1 pseudogene is annotated in these 18209 nt (G+C 65.1%); it reads left to right on the top strand.

Annotated elements, in window-relative coordinates:
• Nucleotides 1–468 precede the first annotated feature (468 nt).
• Nucleotides 469–18054 (top strand): annotated as a pseudogene (locus SSARUM_RS21465) (amino acid adenylation domain-containing protein); the annotation flags it as partial.
• Nucleotides 18055–18209: the final 155 nt, after the last annotated feature.

Here is an 18209-nt window from a genome sequence, read left to right as displayed (position 1 = left end):
AAAAAATATGAGTTCCTCTCTAATTATCTCAGATTAATACAAGCGGAATACGCTCGTCATCCCTGAGTAATATCGGGGAAATAAAATGGTCATTTATTCCCTTTCGCACATTTCGCCAAAAAAAATATCCTCTCCTATACTTCACAGCTCAACAAATTGAGGCACAGGGGGAACCTCTGGATTAACCATTTCATCCTTTCTTAGTTGGGGGGAGACCCAACTTTTCTACGGTTTTTTTATTCTGACCTGAACTGTCGGACGGCCAGGCTTTGCCTAAATCCGGACGGTCCCTTTCATTAACGTAATGAAAACGTGCTAGAGAATATTATGAACAAACAAACTGATGTGAAGAGTGGGGAACTCCGTACGGGTGCTCAGGCCGCGGCGGAGAAAGTCGAACTGCATGAAATGACTATCGCCCAGCGTGAACTCTGGCTGGGGGAAAATATTTCCAAAGAGTTGTCGTTCAATATCTGGGGCTATGGGCAGGTTGACGGGCCTCTCGACGTTAAGCTGCTGCGGCAAGCCATCGATGCTATCGTCGAAGAAACGCCGGCTCTGCAAGCGCATTTTGTGGAAAAAGACGGTGAGCTTTATCAATACCGCGCGCCACGCACACATGAGCCGCTGTTCACACTCGATCTCAGTAAGGAACCCGATCCCCTGCAGGCGGCCAGACGCTGGATGGTGGCGGATGCGGCGCTGCCGCGCCGCGCCACGGGAGAGGAACCTTTTAGTTTTTATGTGATTACGCTCGCTCCGCAGCGCTATGTCCTCTATCGGCGTTTCCACCATATGATCACCGACGGCCGCAGTGCCGAGGAAGTGATGCGGCGCATCGCGGCTTACTATAACGCGCTGGCGTCCGGCGGCGTCATCCCTGAATTCGCCAACTGCAATTTCTCTCTGCTTTATGAAAACGACATCAAATACCGCGACTCCTCACGCTTTTCTTCCGATCAGGCTTTTTGGCGGGAATATACTGCCGCTGCGCCGCAGAGTTTGTCGCGTAGAGCCATATTGACCCCGGACGCCGCGATGAACCGCAACACGCAGCTGCTGGAAAAAGAGGCATTGGATCAGCTGCAGCAACAAGCTGACAATATCGGCGTACACCGCGCACATATATTGGCCGCCGCCGTAGCATTATGTTTCTACAGCCTGACCGGCAGTGAATATCTTAATTTCAGCATGCCGGTGACCGGAACGAGAGAACGAAACAGTATTGGTATGACCTCTAACGTTGTCCCTTTGATTATCAAGGTTGAACCCCAGCTGAGTCTGGCCGAATTTATCCAAAAGGTCGCAGCCGAAATAGCAAAAGTGGTTCGTCATCAATTATATCGTGGGGAGGATATTCGGCGTGACAATGGCGCGACGGATTCCGCCTGGTTTGGCCCTTCAATTAACATTGTTTCTTTCGACCACGGCGATCCTTTCTGGGGATGCCGCACCCGTTGGTATTATGGCGGGAATATTCCGTCCGGCGATCTACAGATTATGCTGTATGAAGACCAGCAGGCGAATGAGCTGGACGTCACTTTTTCTGACGCCGATTATGCAAATTCATTAGGCGATCTGGATGTTTTGCAGCGCCGTTTCCAGTTTATTTTACGGGCGCTGAACGCATCAACGGCGGGGACGATCGAGGCGTTGGATCGGCAAGTGGCGGCGCTGGCGGATGCCGAGGCCGGCGGCAGCTTTTACACCAACCGTCGGCAACCGCCTGCCGGCGGCATCATTCGTTGGGATCGCCCGGCTGAGGCGCTGCAGCGCCTGGTGAGCTCGCTGAGCCATGGCGCGGGATGCGCGGCGAAGATGCTGCTGGCGGAGCGCGTGTTGGGCGTGACGGCGCTGCAGGCGGTGAGCGATGAGCGGCAGGCCGAACCCGGTACCCTGCTGCACGTCGAGGCCGACGGCTGGGTAATTGCCGCGAACCCCGGCGTGGTGCGCGTCGGGCCGTTCTTGCGCGCCGACGGCTCGGCTCAGCCAGGCGATGCGCTGGCGCAGGCCTGCGGCCTGTCTGTCGGCTCGGTCTTGCCGACGATTAACGCTGCCGAAGCCTCGCTGTTAGGCGCGGCGTATGGCGCCAGCGCCGATAGCGCCGCTTTTTGGCAACCGCGCCTGACGCGTTATTATCCGGCGCCGTTCCCGCCGGGGCCTGGCCGCCAGGCGGATCTTCCCGCACGCTGGCAGGCGACGGCCTGGCAGCGCCTGGAAAAAATTGCCGGCGAGCAGGTGCTGGCGGCAGCAACCCTTTATCTGGCGCGCATGTGCAATGAAACCGATTTTCAGCTGGGGTGGATCACCCCGGACGATCGGAATTGGGGGCGTTGGGCTCACCTGAGCGCGCGCGTGCTGCCGCTGCAGGTCTCTGTTGATCACACCGGCAATTTCCAGCAGGCGTTGGCCGCGCTGGAACAGGAATATAGCCAGCTGCGCGCTCATGCCGATTATCATCCCGCGTTGCTGACGCGCGATGCGGACCTGCGAGCGTCTCAGACTTGGCCGACGGCGGTATCGATCGTCAGCCGGCGCTCGGCGCAGGGGTTGCAGCCTGAAGACGAGGGGGTTGCCGCCATCATGGCTTCCGGCTCGCGCGCGGTATTGCAAATCTGCAAGGCTGACGGCGCTTTCCGTTGGGTCTACGACGCCGCCTCCGTGGCTGACGAGCAGATGTTGCGGGCGACGCAACATCTGCTGATGCTGCTCAACGACGCGGTGAGGGCGGGTTCTCATCGTCGCACCGTCGGCGAACTCAGTCTGGTTTCCGAGGAAGAACGCGCGCAGTTGCTGCAGGGCCTCAACCACACCGTCGCTTCACATTCGCCGACGGCCTGTCTGCACCGGTTGTTCGAAGCACAGGTTAAACGGACGCCGGAGGCGATCGCGGTGACGTATGGCGATGACAGCCTGACCTACGCGGAATTGAATACCCAGGCGAACCGTTGGGCCCATCGGCTGGTACAGCTTGGCGTGCAGCCGGACAGCTTGGTGGCGCTGTGTGCCGGGCGCGGGCTGCCGATGCTGGTCGGGCTGCTGGGGATCCTCAAAGCCGGCGGCGCCTACGTGCCGCTGGATCCCGCCTATAGCGGCGAGCGGCTACAGTACATCCTGGCGGACTCAGCGCCGGTGCTGCTGTTGGCGGATGAGCTCGGCCGACAAGCGCTGGGTGACTGCGAGGTGCCGGTGCTGGCGCTGGAACAGCCACTGAGGGGAGAAAGCGACGATCTGCAGGACGTCGGGGTGCGCCCGGCGCACCTGGCATATGTGATTTATACCTCCGGCTCGACCGGCAAACCCAAAGGGGTGATGGTGGAGCACCGGCAGGTCGCGCGGTTGTTCAGCGCGACGAACGCCTGGTTCAACTTCAGCGCCGCCGACAGGTGGTGCCTGTTCCACTCATTCGCCTTCGACTTCTCGGTCTGGGAGATCTGGGGCGCCTGGCTGTATGGCGGCCAGCTGTTCATCGTACCGCAGGCGATCGCCCGCTCGGCGCCGGATTTTTATCATTTCGTCTGCCGCAGCGGCATCACGGTATTGAACCAGACGCCGAGCGCCTTCAAAGCCTTTATCCAGGCTCAGGCGCACAGCGAAGCGCGCCAGCAGCTACGCGAGATCGTGTTCGGTGGCGAAATGCTGAAGCCTTGCGATCTTGCGCCGTGGTTTGCTCGTCCAGAGAACCGGCAGACACGGTTGATCAACATGTACGGTATCACCGAGACCACGGTGCATGTGACTTATCGACCGCTGTCGGCGCAGGATACGGCGATCACCACCAGTCCGATCGGCAGCCGCATCCCGGATTTGCGCTTGTATCTGCTGGGCGCCGACGGCGAACCGGTGCCAATGGGGGCGATCGGCGAACTGTACGTCGGCGGCGAAGGGGTGGCGCGGGGTTACCTGAACCGGCCCGAATTGACGGCGGAACGTTTTCTCGATGATCCTTTCAACCGGGCGCCGGGTGCGCGCATGTATCGTACCGGCGATCTGGCGCGCTATCTGCCGGGTGGCGATATCGAATACCTGGGGCGCAATGACCAGCAGGTAAAAATCCGCGGTTTCCGTATCGAATGCGGCGAGGTGGAGGCTCAGCTGAGTACCGATCCGCGCGTGCGCAGCGTAGCCGTGGACGCGATTGACGATGGCGACGGGGGCAAGCGACTGGTGGCGTGGGTGGTTCCGGCACCGGAAGCCGAACGCGCTACGCTGGCGACCGGGCTGCGTCAGCATCTGCAGGCGCGGCTGCCGGATTATATGGTGCCGGTGGCTTACGTTTGGCTGGAGGCGTTGCCGCTGACCGGCAACGGCAAATTGGACAAGCGGGCTCTGCCGGTGCCGCAGGTCGACGCCTATGTGCGTGAAGCCTATGCGCCGCCGCAGGGCGAGGCGGAAAACCTGCTGGCGGCTATCTGGCGCGAGCTGCTGGGCGTAGAGCGCGTCGGTCGCTATGACCACTTCTTCGAACTGGGCGGGCATTCGCTGATGGCGGTGCGCCTGGCTAACCGCGTGCAACAGGCCGGATGGCAGTTACCGTTGCAGGCGCTGTTCGCCAGCCCGGTACTGCACGTGCTGGCGCAGGCGCTGGAAGTTGCGCCGGCTCAGGAACCGCAGCCGATACTGCCGGTGGCGCGCGACGGCGAATTGCCCCTGTCGTTCGCCCAGCAACGCCTGTGGTTCCTGACCCAGTTGGAAGGGATGAGCGAAACCTACCATATCCCTCTGGCGCTGCGGCTGCACGGCCGGTTGGACCGGCAGGCGCTGCAACATAGTCTGGATGCGCTCTATGCGCGTCACGAATCGCTGCGTAGCCGGTTCATCACCCGGGAAGATCGGCCACAGGTGCAGATTTTGCCGGCAAACGGGCTGCCGCTTGCGTTCCACGATCTGCGACGTCACCCCGCGCAAGCCGACACGCTGTGCCGTCAGGCGGCCACTCAACCGTTTGATTTGACGCAGGGGCCGCTGGTGCGCGCCGCGCTGATCCGCCTGGCGGATGAGGAGCACCTGTTCCTGCTCACCTGTCATCACATCGTCTCCGACGGTTGGTCGACCGGCATTCTGCTGCGTGAACTGGGGGCGTTGTACGGTGCTTTGCGTCGCGGCGATGCCGATCCGCTGCCGCCGCTGACGCTGCAATACCCGGATTACGCCGCCTGGCAGCGTCGCTATCTGACGCCGGAGCGGTTGGCGGCGCAGGCGCAATACTGGCGCGAAACGCTGAGCGGTGCGCCGGCGCTGCTGACGCTGCCGACCGACCGGCCGCGTCCGACGGTGCAGTCTTTCAGCGGCGGGGAGGTGCCGATCGCGATCGACGCCGAGTTGACGCAGGCGCTGCGGCAGTTCAGCCGGCAGCATGGCGGCACGCTGTTCATGACGGTGCTGGCGGCCTGGAGCCTGGTGCTGGCGCGCATGGCCGGGCAGCAGGAGCTGGTGATCGGCACGCCGGAGGCCAACCGTGGCCGGCTGGAAACCGAATCGCTGGTCGGCTTCTTCGTCAGCACGCTGGCGCTGCGCATCGATCTTCGCGACGATCCGGATCTGCCGACGCTGATCGCGCGGATCCGCCACACGGTGCTGACGGCGCAGGAAAATCGCGATCTGCCGTTCGAGCAGGTGGTGGAGCTGGTCAATCCGCCGCGCCACCTGGGCTATACCCCGCTGTTCCAGGTGATGTTGGCCTGGCAGGACGGCTCGGTGCGCGATATTCCGCTGCCTGGGCTGCAGGCCGAGCTGGCCGGGCTGGAATACAGCGCGGCGAAGTTTGATCTGACGCTCGATCTGGCCGATACCGGCGAAGGCATCAGCGGTACGCTGAACTTCGCCACGGCATTGTTCGATCGCGCCACCGCCGAACGCTACGGCGTTTACCTGGTACAGGCGCTGCGGGCGATGACGCTGAATAGCCCACGGTCAGTATCCCATATCGATTTGTTGCCGCCCGCCGAACGGGAGCATCTGCTGCATGGCTGGAACCGCACCGAGCGTGACTATCCGCTGGATCAGACGCTGGCGGCGCTGTTCGAGCAGCAGGTGCGCCGCACGCCGGACGCCACCGCGCTGGTGAGCGGCGCGGAAAGCCTGAGCTACGCCCAGCTGAACGCCCGCGCCAACCGGCTGGCGCACGCGCTGATAGCGCGCGGCGTCGGCCCGGACAGCCGGGTGGCGGTGTGCGCCGAACGCGGCCTGAACATGGTGACGGCGCTGTTCGGTATCCTCAAGGCCGGCGGCGCCTATGTGCCGCTCGATCCAGCCTATCCGGGCGAACGCCTGCAGTACATCCTGCAGGATGCCGACCCGGTGCTGCTGCTGGCGGACGCCGCCGGCCGGGCGGCGCTGGGCGAACCCGTGACGCCGCAGCTGGCGCTGGAGGCCGCGTTGCCGGAGACGCTGAGCGCCGAGAACCCGGCACCGCGCGCGCAGGCGTCGCACCTGGCGTACGTGATTTACACCTCGGGCTCGACCGGTAAACCGAAGGGCGCGATGAACGAACACCGCGGGGTGGTCAACCGGCTGGTGTGGATGCAGGAAGCCTACGGCCTGACGGCGGCGGACACGGTGCTGCAAAAAACGCCGTTCGGCTTCGACGTCTCGGTGTGGGAGTTCTTCTGGCCGCTGATGGTCGGCGCGCGTCTGGTGATGGCGAAGCCGGAAGGGCACAAGGATCCGGATTACCTGAGCCGCGCCATCGAACAGTATGGCGTCACCACGCTGCACTTCGTGCCGTCGATGCTGCAAAGCTTCCTGGCGGACGGGCAGGCGGCGACGCGCTGCGGCCAGGTGGTGCGGGTGATGTGCAGCGGGGAAGCGCTGCCGGCGGCGCTGGTGGCGGAGTTTTACCGCCGGCTGCCGCAGGCGGAGTTGCATAACCTGTATGGGCCGACGGAGGCGGCGGTGGACGTGACCGCCTGGCACTGTTCGCGGGAGGCGGAGCGGGCGTCGGTGCCGATCGGGCGGCCGATCGCCAACACGCGCATCTACCTGCTGGACGAGCGCGGGCAGCCGGTGCCGCTGGGGGCGGTGGGCGAGCTGTATATCGGCGGGGTGCAGGTGGCGCGGGGCTACCTGAACCGGCCTGAACTGACGGCGGAGCGCTTCTTGAGCGATCCGTTCGCGCCGGGCGGGCGGATGTACCGCACCGGCGACGTGGCGCGTTATCTGGCGAACGGCGACATCGAGTACCTGGGGCGCAACGATCAGCAGGTAAAAATCCGCGGCTTCCGCATCGAATGCGGCGAGATAGAGGCGGCGCTGGCGACGCACCCGGCGGTGCGCGAAGCGGTGGTGGATGCACGGGCGGTGGGCGACGACAAACGGCTGGTGGCGTGGGTGGTGCCGGCCGCGGACGTGGCGGAAGAAACGCTGGCGGGCGCGCTGCGGCAGCATGTGAGCGCGGCGCTGCCGGACTATATGGTGCCGTCGGCCTGGGTGGTGGTGGCGGCGTTGCCGCTGTCGCCGAACGGCAAGCTGGATCGTCGGGCGTTGCCGGAGCCGCAGGGGGCGCAGAGCCAGGCAGCGTACGAAGTGCCGCAGGGTGAACACGAAACGCTGCTGGCGGCGATCTGGCGCGAGCTGCTGAACGTGGAGCGGGTCGGGCGCCACGATAACTTCTTCGAACTAGGAGGGCACTCGCTGCTGGCGGTGAAGTTGATGGCTCAGCTGCGGCGCGCCGGTTGGGGAGCGAACGTGCAGACGCTGTTCTCAACGCCGACGCTGTCGGCGCTGGCGCAGGCGATGAGCGCGCAAGGTGAGGTCGACATACCGGAAAACCGGATTTTACCGGGCGGGGCTTCCATTACGCCGGAGATGTTGCCGCTGGCGATGCTGAGCCAGCCGGAGATCGACGCGGTGGTGGCGCAGGTGCCGGGCGGCGTGGCCAACGTACAGGACATCTACGCCTTGTCGCCGCTGCAGGAGGGGATTTTGTTCCACCATCTGCTGGCGGAACGGGGTGACCCGTACCAGTTGTCCGCGGTGCTGCGTTTCGACAGCCGTGCGCGCCTGGACGCCTGGCTGGCGGCGATGCAGCAGGTGATCGATCGCCATGACATTCTGCGTACTGCGTTCATCACGCAGGGCATGTCCTCGCCGGTGCAGGTGGTGTGGCGCAAGGCTGAGCTGGCGCTGAGCGAGCGGCGTTTCGATCCGGCTGACGGCCCGATTTGGCAACAGCTGGCGGCCAGCTTTGATCCGTTGCAGCAGCGGCAGGATCTGACCCGCGCGCCGCTGCTCAACTTTACCGTCACGCAGGAGGAGGACGGCAGCTGGTGCGCCTTGCAGCAGTGGCATCATCTGATTGGCGATCACTCCACGCTGGCCTTCATGGAGCAAGAGATCGGCGAGATCCTCGCCGGCCGTGGGGCACAGTTGGGCGTTGCCCAGCCGTTCCGCAATGCGGTGGCGCAGGCGCGCCTGGCTCTCAGCGAGGCGGAGCACGAAAGCTTCTTCCGCGACATGCTGGCGGATATCAGCGAGCCGGTGCTGCCGTTCGGCCTGAGCGACGTGCACGGCGAAGGGCGGCAAATCGCCTGCCGCTACCAGGCACTCTCTTCGGCGCTGAACCTGCGGTTGCGGCGACAGGCGCGGCGGCTGGGCGTCAGCCTGGCCAGCCTGTGCCACCTGGCCTGGGCGCAGGTGCTGGCGAGCGTCAGCGGGCGAGACGCGGTCGTGTTCGGCACCGTATTGCTGGGGCGTCTGCAGGGAGGCGAAGGCGCGGAACGGGCATTGGGGTTGTTTATCAACACGTTGCCGCTGCGTCTGGACATCGATCGGCGAGGCGTGGAGACGGCGGCAAGAGAGGCGCACGTGCGGCTGAGCGGGCTGCTGGCGCATGAACATACGCCGCTGGCATTGGCGCAGCGCTGCAGCGGCGTCAGCCCTGGGGCGCCGCTGTTCAGCGCCTTGCTCAACTATCGCCACAACAACGGCGAAGCAGTGGCGTTGCCGGAAGGTGTCAGCTTGCTGAGCGCCGAAGAGCGCACCAACTATCCGTTCGTGTTATCGGTGGAGGACGGCGGCGATTCGCTGGGCCTGACGGCGCAGGTGACCGAGACGGTCGATGCCCAGCGGGTGTGTGACTATATGGTGCAGGCGCTGAGCTCACTGGCGCAAGCGCTGGAGCAGGCGCCGGAAACGCCGGTGTGTTCACTGGCGGTGGTGCCGGAGACGGAACGCGAACTGCTGCTGCATGGCTGGAACCGCACCGAGCGTGACTACCCGCTGGATCAGACGCTGGCGGCGCTGTTCGAGCAGCAGGTGCATCGCACGCCGGACGCCACCGCGCTGGTGAGCGGCGCGGAAAGCCTGAGCTACGCCCAGCTGAACGCCCGCGCCAACCGGCTGGCGCACGCGCTGATAGCGCGCGGCGTCGGCCCGGACAGCCGGGTGGCGGTGTGCGCCGAACGCGGCCTGAACATGGTGACGGCGCTGTTCGGCATCCTCAAGGCCGGCGGCGCCTATGTGCCGCTCGATCCGGCCTATCCGGGCGAACGCCTGCAGTACATCCTGCAGGATGCCGACCCGGTGCTGCTGCTGGCGGACGCCGCCGGCCGGGCGGCGCTGGGCGAGCCTGCGACGCCGCAGCTGGCGCTGGAGGCGGCGTTGCCGGAGACGCTGAGCGCCGAGAACCCGGCACCGCGCGCGCAGGCGTCGCACCTGGCGTACGTGATTTACACCTCGGGCTCGACCGGCAAACCGAAGGGCGCGATGAACGAACACCGCGGGGTGGTCAACCGGCTGGTGTGGATGCAGGAGGCCTACGGCCTGACGGCGGCGGACACGGTGCTGCAAAAAACGCCGTTCGGCTTCGACGTCTCGGTGTGGGAGTTCTTCTGGCCGCTGATGGTCGGCGCGCGTCTGGTGATGGCGAAGCCGGAAGGGCACAAGGATCCGGACTACCTGAGCCGCGCGATCGAACAGTACGGCGTCACCACGCTGCACTTCGTGCCGTCGATGCTGCAAAGCTTCCTGGCGGACGGGCAGGCGGCGACGCGCTGCGGGCAGGTGGTGCGGGTGATGTGCAGCGGGGAAGCGCTGCCGGCGACGCTGGTGGCGGAGTTTTACCGCCGGCTGCCGCAGGCGGAGTTGCATAACCTGTATGGGCCGACGGAGGCGGCGGTGGACGTGACCGCCTGGCACTGTTCGCGGGAGGCGGACCGGGTGTCGGTGCCGATCGGGCGGCCGATCGCCAACACGCGCATCTACCTGCTGGACGAGCGCGGGCAGCCGGTGCCGCTGGGGGCGGTGGGCGAGCTGTATATCGGCGGGGTGCAGGTGGCGCGGGGCTACCTGCACCGGCCTGAACTGACGGCAGAACGTTTCCTTGCCGATCCGTTCGCGCCGGGCGGGCGGATGTACCGCACCGGCGACGTGGCGCGTTATCTGGCGAACGGCGACATCGAGTACCTGGGGCGCAACGATCAGCAGGTAAAAATCCGCGGCTTCCGCATCGAATGCGGCGAGATAGAGGCGGCGCTGGCGACGCACCCGGCGGTGCGCGAAGCGGTGGTGGATGCACGGGCGGTGGGCGACGACAAACGGCTGGTGGCGTGGGTGGTGCCGGCCGCGGACGTAGCGGAAGAAACGCTGGCGGGCGCGCTGCGGCAGCATGTGAGCGCGTCGCTGCCGGACTATATGGTGCCGTCGGCCTGGGTGGTGGTGGCGGCGTTGCCGCTGTCGCCGAATGGCAAACTGGATCGGCGGGCGTTGCCGGAGCCGCAGGGGGCGCAGAGCCAGGCTGCGTACGAAGCGCCGCAGGGTGAACACGAAACGCTGCTGGCGGCGATCTGGCGCGAGCTGCTGAACGTGGAGCGGGTCGGGCGCCATGATAACTTCTTCGAGCTGGGGGGCCACTCGCTGTTGGCGGTACGTCTGACCAACCGTCTGCAGCAGATGGAATGGCAGCTGCCGTTGCAGACCCTGTTCGCCAACCCGACGCTGCTGGCATTGGCGCAGCAACTGCGGAGAACCGATGAGGCGCTGCCGCCGATCGAGGCTATGCCACGCGGCGCCGCGTTGCCGCTGTCGTTTGCTCAGCAGCGGTTGTGGTTCCTGACGCAGTTGGAAGGCCTGAGTGAAACTTACCATATTCCCCTGGCGCTGAGCCTGCGCGGCGAGCTGGATCTGCCCGCCTGGCGGCAGAGCCTGGATGCGCTCTATGCCCGCCACGAAGCGTTGCGCAGCCGGTTTGTCACCGTCGAGGGGCAGCCGCAGGCGCACATTCTGCCGGCAGACGCGCTGCCGTTGACGGTTCACGATCTGCGTGGGCGGCAGGATGCTCAGAGCCAGGCGCGGCAACTGGCGCAGCGCCTGACGGAGGCGCCTTTTGATTTGACGCAGGGGCCGCTGGTGCGCGCCGCGCTGATCCGCCTGGCGGATGAGGAGCACCTGTTCCTGCTCACCTGTCATCACATCATTTCCGACGGTTGGTCGACCGGCATTCTGCTGCGTGATTTGGGGGCGTTGTACGGCGCTTTGCGTCGCGGCGATGCCGATCCGCTGCCGTCGCTGACGCTGCAATACGCGGATTACGCCGCCTGGCAGCGTCGCTATCTGACGCCGGAGCGGCTGGCGGCGCAGGCGCAATACTGGCGCGAAACGCTGAGCGATGCGCCGGCGTTGCTGACGCTGCCGACCGACCGGCCGCGTCCGACGGTGCAGTCTTTCAGCGGCGGGGAGGTGCCGATCGCGATCGACGCCGAGCTGACGCAGGCGCTGCGGCAGTTCAGCCGGCAGCATGGCGGCACGCTGTTCATGACGGTACTGGCGGCCTGGAGCCTGGTGCTGACGCGCATGGCCGGGCAGCAGGAGCTGGTGATCGGCACGCCGGAGGCCAACCGTGGCCGGCTGGAAACCGAATCGTTGGTCGGCTTCTTCGTCAGCACGCTGGCGCTGCGCATCGATCTTCGCGACGATCCGGATCTGCCGACGCTGATCGCGCGGATCCGCCACACGGTGCTGACGGCGCAGGAAAATCGCGATCTGCCGTTCGAGCAGGTGGTGGAGCTGGTCAATCCGCCGCGCCACCTGGGTTATACCCCGCTGTTCCAGGTGATGTTGGCCTGGCAGGACGGCTCGGTGCGCGATATCTCGCTGCCTGGGCTGCAGGCCGAGAGTGCCGAGTTGGGCTATCAGATCGCCAAGTATGATTTGACGCTCGATCTGGCGGAGCGCGACGAGCAAATCAGCGGTACGCTGAACTTCGCCACGGCGCTGTTCGACCGCGCTACCGCCGAACGTTACGGCGTTTACCTGGTGCAGGTGCTGCGGGCGATGGCGACAAATGCTACGCAGCCTGCGTCGCATCTCGATCTGCTGCCGGCTGCCGAGCGCGAACTGTTGTTGTACGGCTGGAACCGAACCGCGGAAGTTTATCCGGCGCAGAGCAGTGCCCACGTCCTGTTTGAACAGTGGGCGCAGCGCACGCCGGACGCCGTTGCGGTGGTGAACGATCGGGACAGCCTGAGCTACGCCCAATTGAACGCCCACGCCAACCAACTGGCGCACCAACTCATCGCACAGGGCGTGCGCCCGGGCGATCGCGTGGCCACGTCGCTTGAACGCAGCGTTTCTCTGGTCATCGCCCAGCTGGCGATCCTCAAGGCGGGGGCCGCTTATGTGCCGCTCGATCCGCACCTGCCCGTTGCGCGGCAGGCGTGGATCATCGGCGACAGCGGGGCGTCGTTGATCCTGTGCGATCGCGATATCGACCGCGAGATAGCCGGCGAGATCGCCTGCCTGCGTGTCGATCGGCTGCGGCAGAATCCGACCCACGATCCGGCGGTGCCTCGCGCCGGCGGCGCGCCGGCCTACATCATGTATACCTCGGGCTCGACCGGTACGCCTAAAGGCGTCATGGTGACGCACCAAGGCATCCTCCGGCTGGCGATCAACAATCGTTTTGCGTCGTTTGAACGCGGCGATCGCTTCGCTTTCGCCGCCAATCCGGCGTTTGACGCCAGCACGCTGGAAATGTGGGGAGCCCTGTTGAATGGCGCCAGTCTGGCGATCATTGCGCCGGAAGTGTTGACGGAAGCCGAGGCGTTGGCGGCGGCGCTGGTGCGGCAAGGGATTAACGTCTTGTTCCTGACCACCTCGTTGTTTAACCAATATGCCCATAGCATCGCCGCGACGCTGGCGCAGTTGAAATATCTGCTGAGCGGCGGTGAAGCGGCGGATCCGCACGCCTTTGCCCGCATGCTGAAAGAGGCTGGGCCGGTACGGCTGATCAACGCTTATGGGCCGACCGAGTGTACGGTGTTCGCCACGACGGCCACGATCGAGCGAGTGGATCCATGGCAGCGTTTGCCTATCGGGCGGCCGATCGGCAATACCCGGATTTATCTGCTGGATGAGCACGGGCAACCGGTGCCGCTCGGCGCGACCGGCGAGATCTACATCGCCGGCCCCGGGGTGGCGCTGGGTTATCTCAACCGCGCAGAGTTAACGGCAGAGCGATTCCTGGCGGATCCGTTTAACCCAGGCGAGCGGATGTATCGCACCGGCGATCTGGCGCGCTATCTGGCGGACGGCAATATCGACTACCTGGGACGCAACGATCGGCAGGTGAAAATTCGCGGCTTCCGCATCGAATGCGGTGAGATCGAGGCGCGAGTGGCCGGTCACCCGGCGGTGCGCGAAGCGGTGGTGGATGTCCTCGGCGAAGCGGACACTAAGCGGTTGGTGGCCTGGGTGGTGCCGGAGGCTGACGCGGATCGCCAGACGTTGGCGGTGACGCTGCGACAGTATCTGGCGGGGATGTTGCCGGAGTTTATGCTGCCGGCGGCCTGGGTGGCGCTGGATACGCTACCGCTGACGCCGAACGGCAAACTGGATCGGCGCGCGCTGCCTGAGCCGCAGGAGGACGCCTACGTGCGTGAGGTTTACGCCGAACCTGAAGGCGAACTGGAAACGCTGCTGGCGGGGATCTGGCGCGAGCTGCTGGGCATTGAGCGGGTCGGGCGCCACGATAACTTCTTCGAATTGGGCGGCCACTCGCTGCTGGCGGTGAAGTTGATGGCGCAGCTGCGCCGTGTCGGGCTGAGCGCCGGGGTGCAAACGCTGTTCACCGCGCCGACGCTGTCAACGCTGGCGCAGACGTTGGTCACGCAGCAGGAAGTGAGCGTGCCGGCCAACGGTATCCTGCCGGGCTGCGTAGCCATTACGCCGGAGATGTTGCCGCTGGCGGCGCTGAGTCAGCCGGAGATCGACGCGGTGGTGGCGCAGGTGCCGGGCGGCGTGGCCAACGTACAGGATATCTACGCCTTGTCGCCGCTGCAGGAGGGGATTTTGTTCCACCATCTGCTGGCGGAACGGGGCGACCCGTACCAGCTGTCCGCGGTGCTGCGTTTCGACAGCCGTGCGCGCCTGGACGCCTGGCTGGCGGCGATGCAGCAGGTGATCGATCGCCATGATATTCTGCGTACCGCGTTCATCACGCAGGGCGTGTCATCACCGGTGCAGGTGGTGTGGCGCAAGGCCCAGTTGTCGCTGCGAGAACTGCGGCTCAATCCGGCAGAGGGCGAGATCGGTTCGCGGCTGACGGCGTTGTTTGATCCGCGCCGCGTGCGGCCTGATCTGACGCGCGCACCGTTGCTGAGCTTTGTCGCCGCACAGGGGGAAGAAGGCAGTTGGTGCGTGCTCCAGCAATGGCATCACCTGATCGGCGACCACTCGACCTTGGCGGTGATGCAGGAGGAGATCAACCTGATCCTGGCCGGGCGCGGGGACGAACTGGCCAAGGCACCGCCGTTCCGCAACGCGGTGGCGCAGGCAAGGCTCGGCGTCAGCAAGGCCGAACACGAACGGTTCTTCCGCACTATGCTGGCGGATATCGATGAACCGTCGCTGCCGTTCGGCCTGAGCGACGTGCATGGCGAAGGGCGGGATATCTCGACGGCGCACCTGGCTTTACCGCCTGCGCTCAACCAACAGCTGCGGCGGCAGGCGCGGCGGCTGGGCGTCAGCCTGGCCAGCCTGTGCCACCTGGCCTGGGCGCAGGTGTTGGCGCGCGCTACCGGCCGCGATGAGGTGGTATTCGGCACCGTATTGTTGGGCCGCATGCAGGCCGGAGACGGGGCGGAACGGGCGCTCGGATTGTTTATCAATACGTTGCCGCTGCGGCTGGATGTCAACGAGGTCGGCGCGGAATCGGCGGTGTTGCAGGCGCACATCCGGCTGAGCGGGCTGCTGGCCCATGAGCATGCGCCGCTGGCGTTGGCGCAGCGCTGCAGCGGCGTCGCCGCGGGCACGCCGCTGTTCAGTGCCCTGCTGAACTACCGGCATAACAGCGGCGAGGATACCGCATTGCCGACCGGCGTGACGCTGCTCGATAGCCAGGAACGCACCAACTATCCGTTCGTGCTGTCGGTCGAGGACGGCGGTGATTCGCTGGGCCTGACGGCGCAGGTCAGGCAGCCGATTGAAGCGCAGCGCGTGTGTGGCTATATGGCGCAGGCGTTGAGCGCATTGGCGCAGGCATTGGAGCAGGCGCCTCAGACACCGGTCTGTGAACTGGAGGTGATGCCGGATGAAGAGTATGCGCTGCAGCTGTGCCGCTGGAATCATACGGCGGAAGCTTACCCGGCGGATACCTGCGTGCACGAACTGTTTGAACAGCAGGCGCGGCTGACGCCGCAGGCCATCGCTTTGATCCAGGATGCGCAACGGCTCAGCTACGCACAGTTGAATGCGCGCGCCAACCGGTTGGCGCATCGGCTGATTGAGCGCGGCGTACAACCGGGCGACCGGGTCGCGGTGCGGCTGGCGCGCAGCATCGAACTGGTCTGCGCCCAATTGGCGGTAATCAAGGCCGGGGCGGCGTATGTGCCCATCGATCCGCAACTGCCGGCCGCGCGTCAGGCGTGGATCGCCGATGACAGCGGCGCCTGCCTGATGCTGACGGACGCCATCGGCGACGAGGAGATCCCGCAGCTGACGGTCGAGGATCGCGAAGCTGAAGATCATAACGGTAACCCGGCGTTGCGCGTGTCGAGCGGCGCGACGGCCTACATCATGTATACCTCCGGCTCGACCGGTACGCCGAAAGGCGTCATGACGCCGCACCAGGGGATCACGCGTCTGGTGCGCAACAACCGCTACGCCGCCTTTGACGCCGACGACCGCATCGCCTTTGCCGCCAATCCGGCATTTGATGCCAGCACGATGGAGGTTTGGGCCGCCCTGTTGAATGGCGGTGCGCTGGTGGTGATCGTGCCGGAGGTAATGATGGAGGCCGAACGTCTGGCGGCCGAACTGCAACGCCATCGCATCACCACGCTGTTCTTGACCACTGCGCTGTTCAATCAGTATGTGCACAGCATCAGTGGCGCACTGGCGCAGTTGAAATATCTGATTAGCGGAGGGGAGAAAGAGGATCCGGGCGCTTATGCGCGGTTGTTGCAAGAGCGGGGGCCGGTGCACCTGATCCATGCCTATGGGCCGACGGAGACCACCACCTTTGCGACAACGGCACGTATCGAGCGGGCTGAAGGGGAGGCGCGCTTGCCGATTGGGAAACCGATCGGCAATACCCGCGCTTACTTGCTGGACGCCCGCGGGCGCCCGGTGCCGATGGGGGCGGTGGGGGAATTGCACATCGGCGGCGTGGGGGTGGCGTTGGGCTACCTGAACCGACCGGAACTGACGGCACAGCGCTTCCTGAGCGATCCGTTCAATCCGGTCGGCGGCGGCCGCATGTATCGCACCGGCGATCTGGCGCGTTATTTACCGGACGGCAGTCTTGAATACCAAGGGCGATGCGATCAGCAGATCAAGCTGCGCGGGTTCCGCATCGAACCGGGCGAGATTGAGGTGCAGCTGGCGGCGAGCCCGTGGGTGCGGGAAGCGGTGGTGCAGGTTTGTTCGACGGAACATCATCCGCGCCTGGTCGCCTGGATCGTACCGACGGCCGACGTTGACCGCAGCGCGTTGCAGGGACAGCTACGGGCCTATCTGAGCGAACGTTTGCCGGAGTACATGGTGCCGTCGGCTTATGTCTGGCTGGATGCGCTGCCGTTGACCGCCAACGGCAAGCTGGATCGGCGTGCCTTGCCGGAGCCGGAGCGCGCGGCAGTCGGCACTCGGGAGTATGCGGCGCCTCAGGGGGAGACCGAAACGACGCTGGCGCGGGTATGGTGCGAGCTGCTCGAGATTGGCCAGATAGGGCGCCACGACAATTTCTTCGAGCTCGGTGGCCATTCGCTGCTGGCGGTACGTCTTTCCAGCCAGCTACGTCAGCAAGGCATCACCTTGCCGGTACAGGCGACCTTCAACCATCCGATATTGGCCGAGCTGGCCGAGCGGATAGATCGTCGCACCGCAGAGGCTCCGCTGCGCAAAGCGGTGCCGGCTCGCAGCAGCGGCAGCCGGCCGCCGCTATTCTTCGTCCCGACCGGCTTTGGCGATCACTCCTACGTGTTTGAATTGGCCAAGGAGATCGACGAGACCTTCCCGGTCTACGCCGTGCCGTGGCCGGCGGTGGAGGAGAAGCCGGCCACCATGTCCGATATGGCCGCCAGCGCCGTGGCGTTGATTCGCGAAGTGCAGCCGCAGGGGCCATACCATCTGGCGGGGTACTCTTCCGGCGGGGTGTTGGCCTATGCCATCGCCGAGCAGCTGCAATCGGCCGGGGAAGCGGTCGCCTTCCTGGGGTTGATCGACACGTTGCGGCCGGTGGAGGCGATGCACAGCCCGGTCCAGCTGTTGCTGAACTGGGTGGAGTCAACGCAGGAAAGGCCGGATCCGCAGTTCTGTCAGCAGTTGGCCGAGCTGCCGTTGCCGGAGGCGATCGCGGCCGTGCAACGCGCCGGGATCAAGACTCAGCGTGAGGAAGTGGCCGACGAGGCGGCGCTCTGGCAGCAGCGGCACCACTACGCCAAACTGGTGGAAGCGACCCTGGTGCAGCCCGCATCGCTGAAAATCCATCTGTTCAAGGCGAAGCAGGAGCAGGTTTCCGTCAATTCGCAGAACGCACAGTTCCAGGCGTATTGGCAGAGGATCAAGCAGGCGGGATATTGCCGCGAAGACGCTTCCGCGTTGGGATGGGATAAGCTGCTGCCGCCGGCGACCGTCCGCGTCAGCCAGGTCAACGGCGACCATGTGTCGATGATGGAGCATCCGGTTCATCGGCGTGAGCTGGGGCAACACTTCAATCTGGCGTTGCGCGAGCTCGGACAGGCGTAAGCCGGCGGGATGTATCCGATGAGAAAGCC

The organism is Serratia sarumanii, from assembly GCF_029962605.1.
Taxonomy (GTDB): Bacteria; Pseudomonadota; Gammaproteobacteria; order Enterobacterales; family Enterobacteriaceae; genus Serratia; species Serratia sarumanii.
Note: the sequence above shows the minus strand (reverse complement) of the source record. Positions and strands in the feature narration are given on the sequence as shown.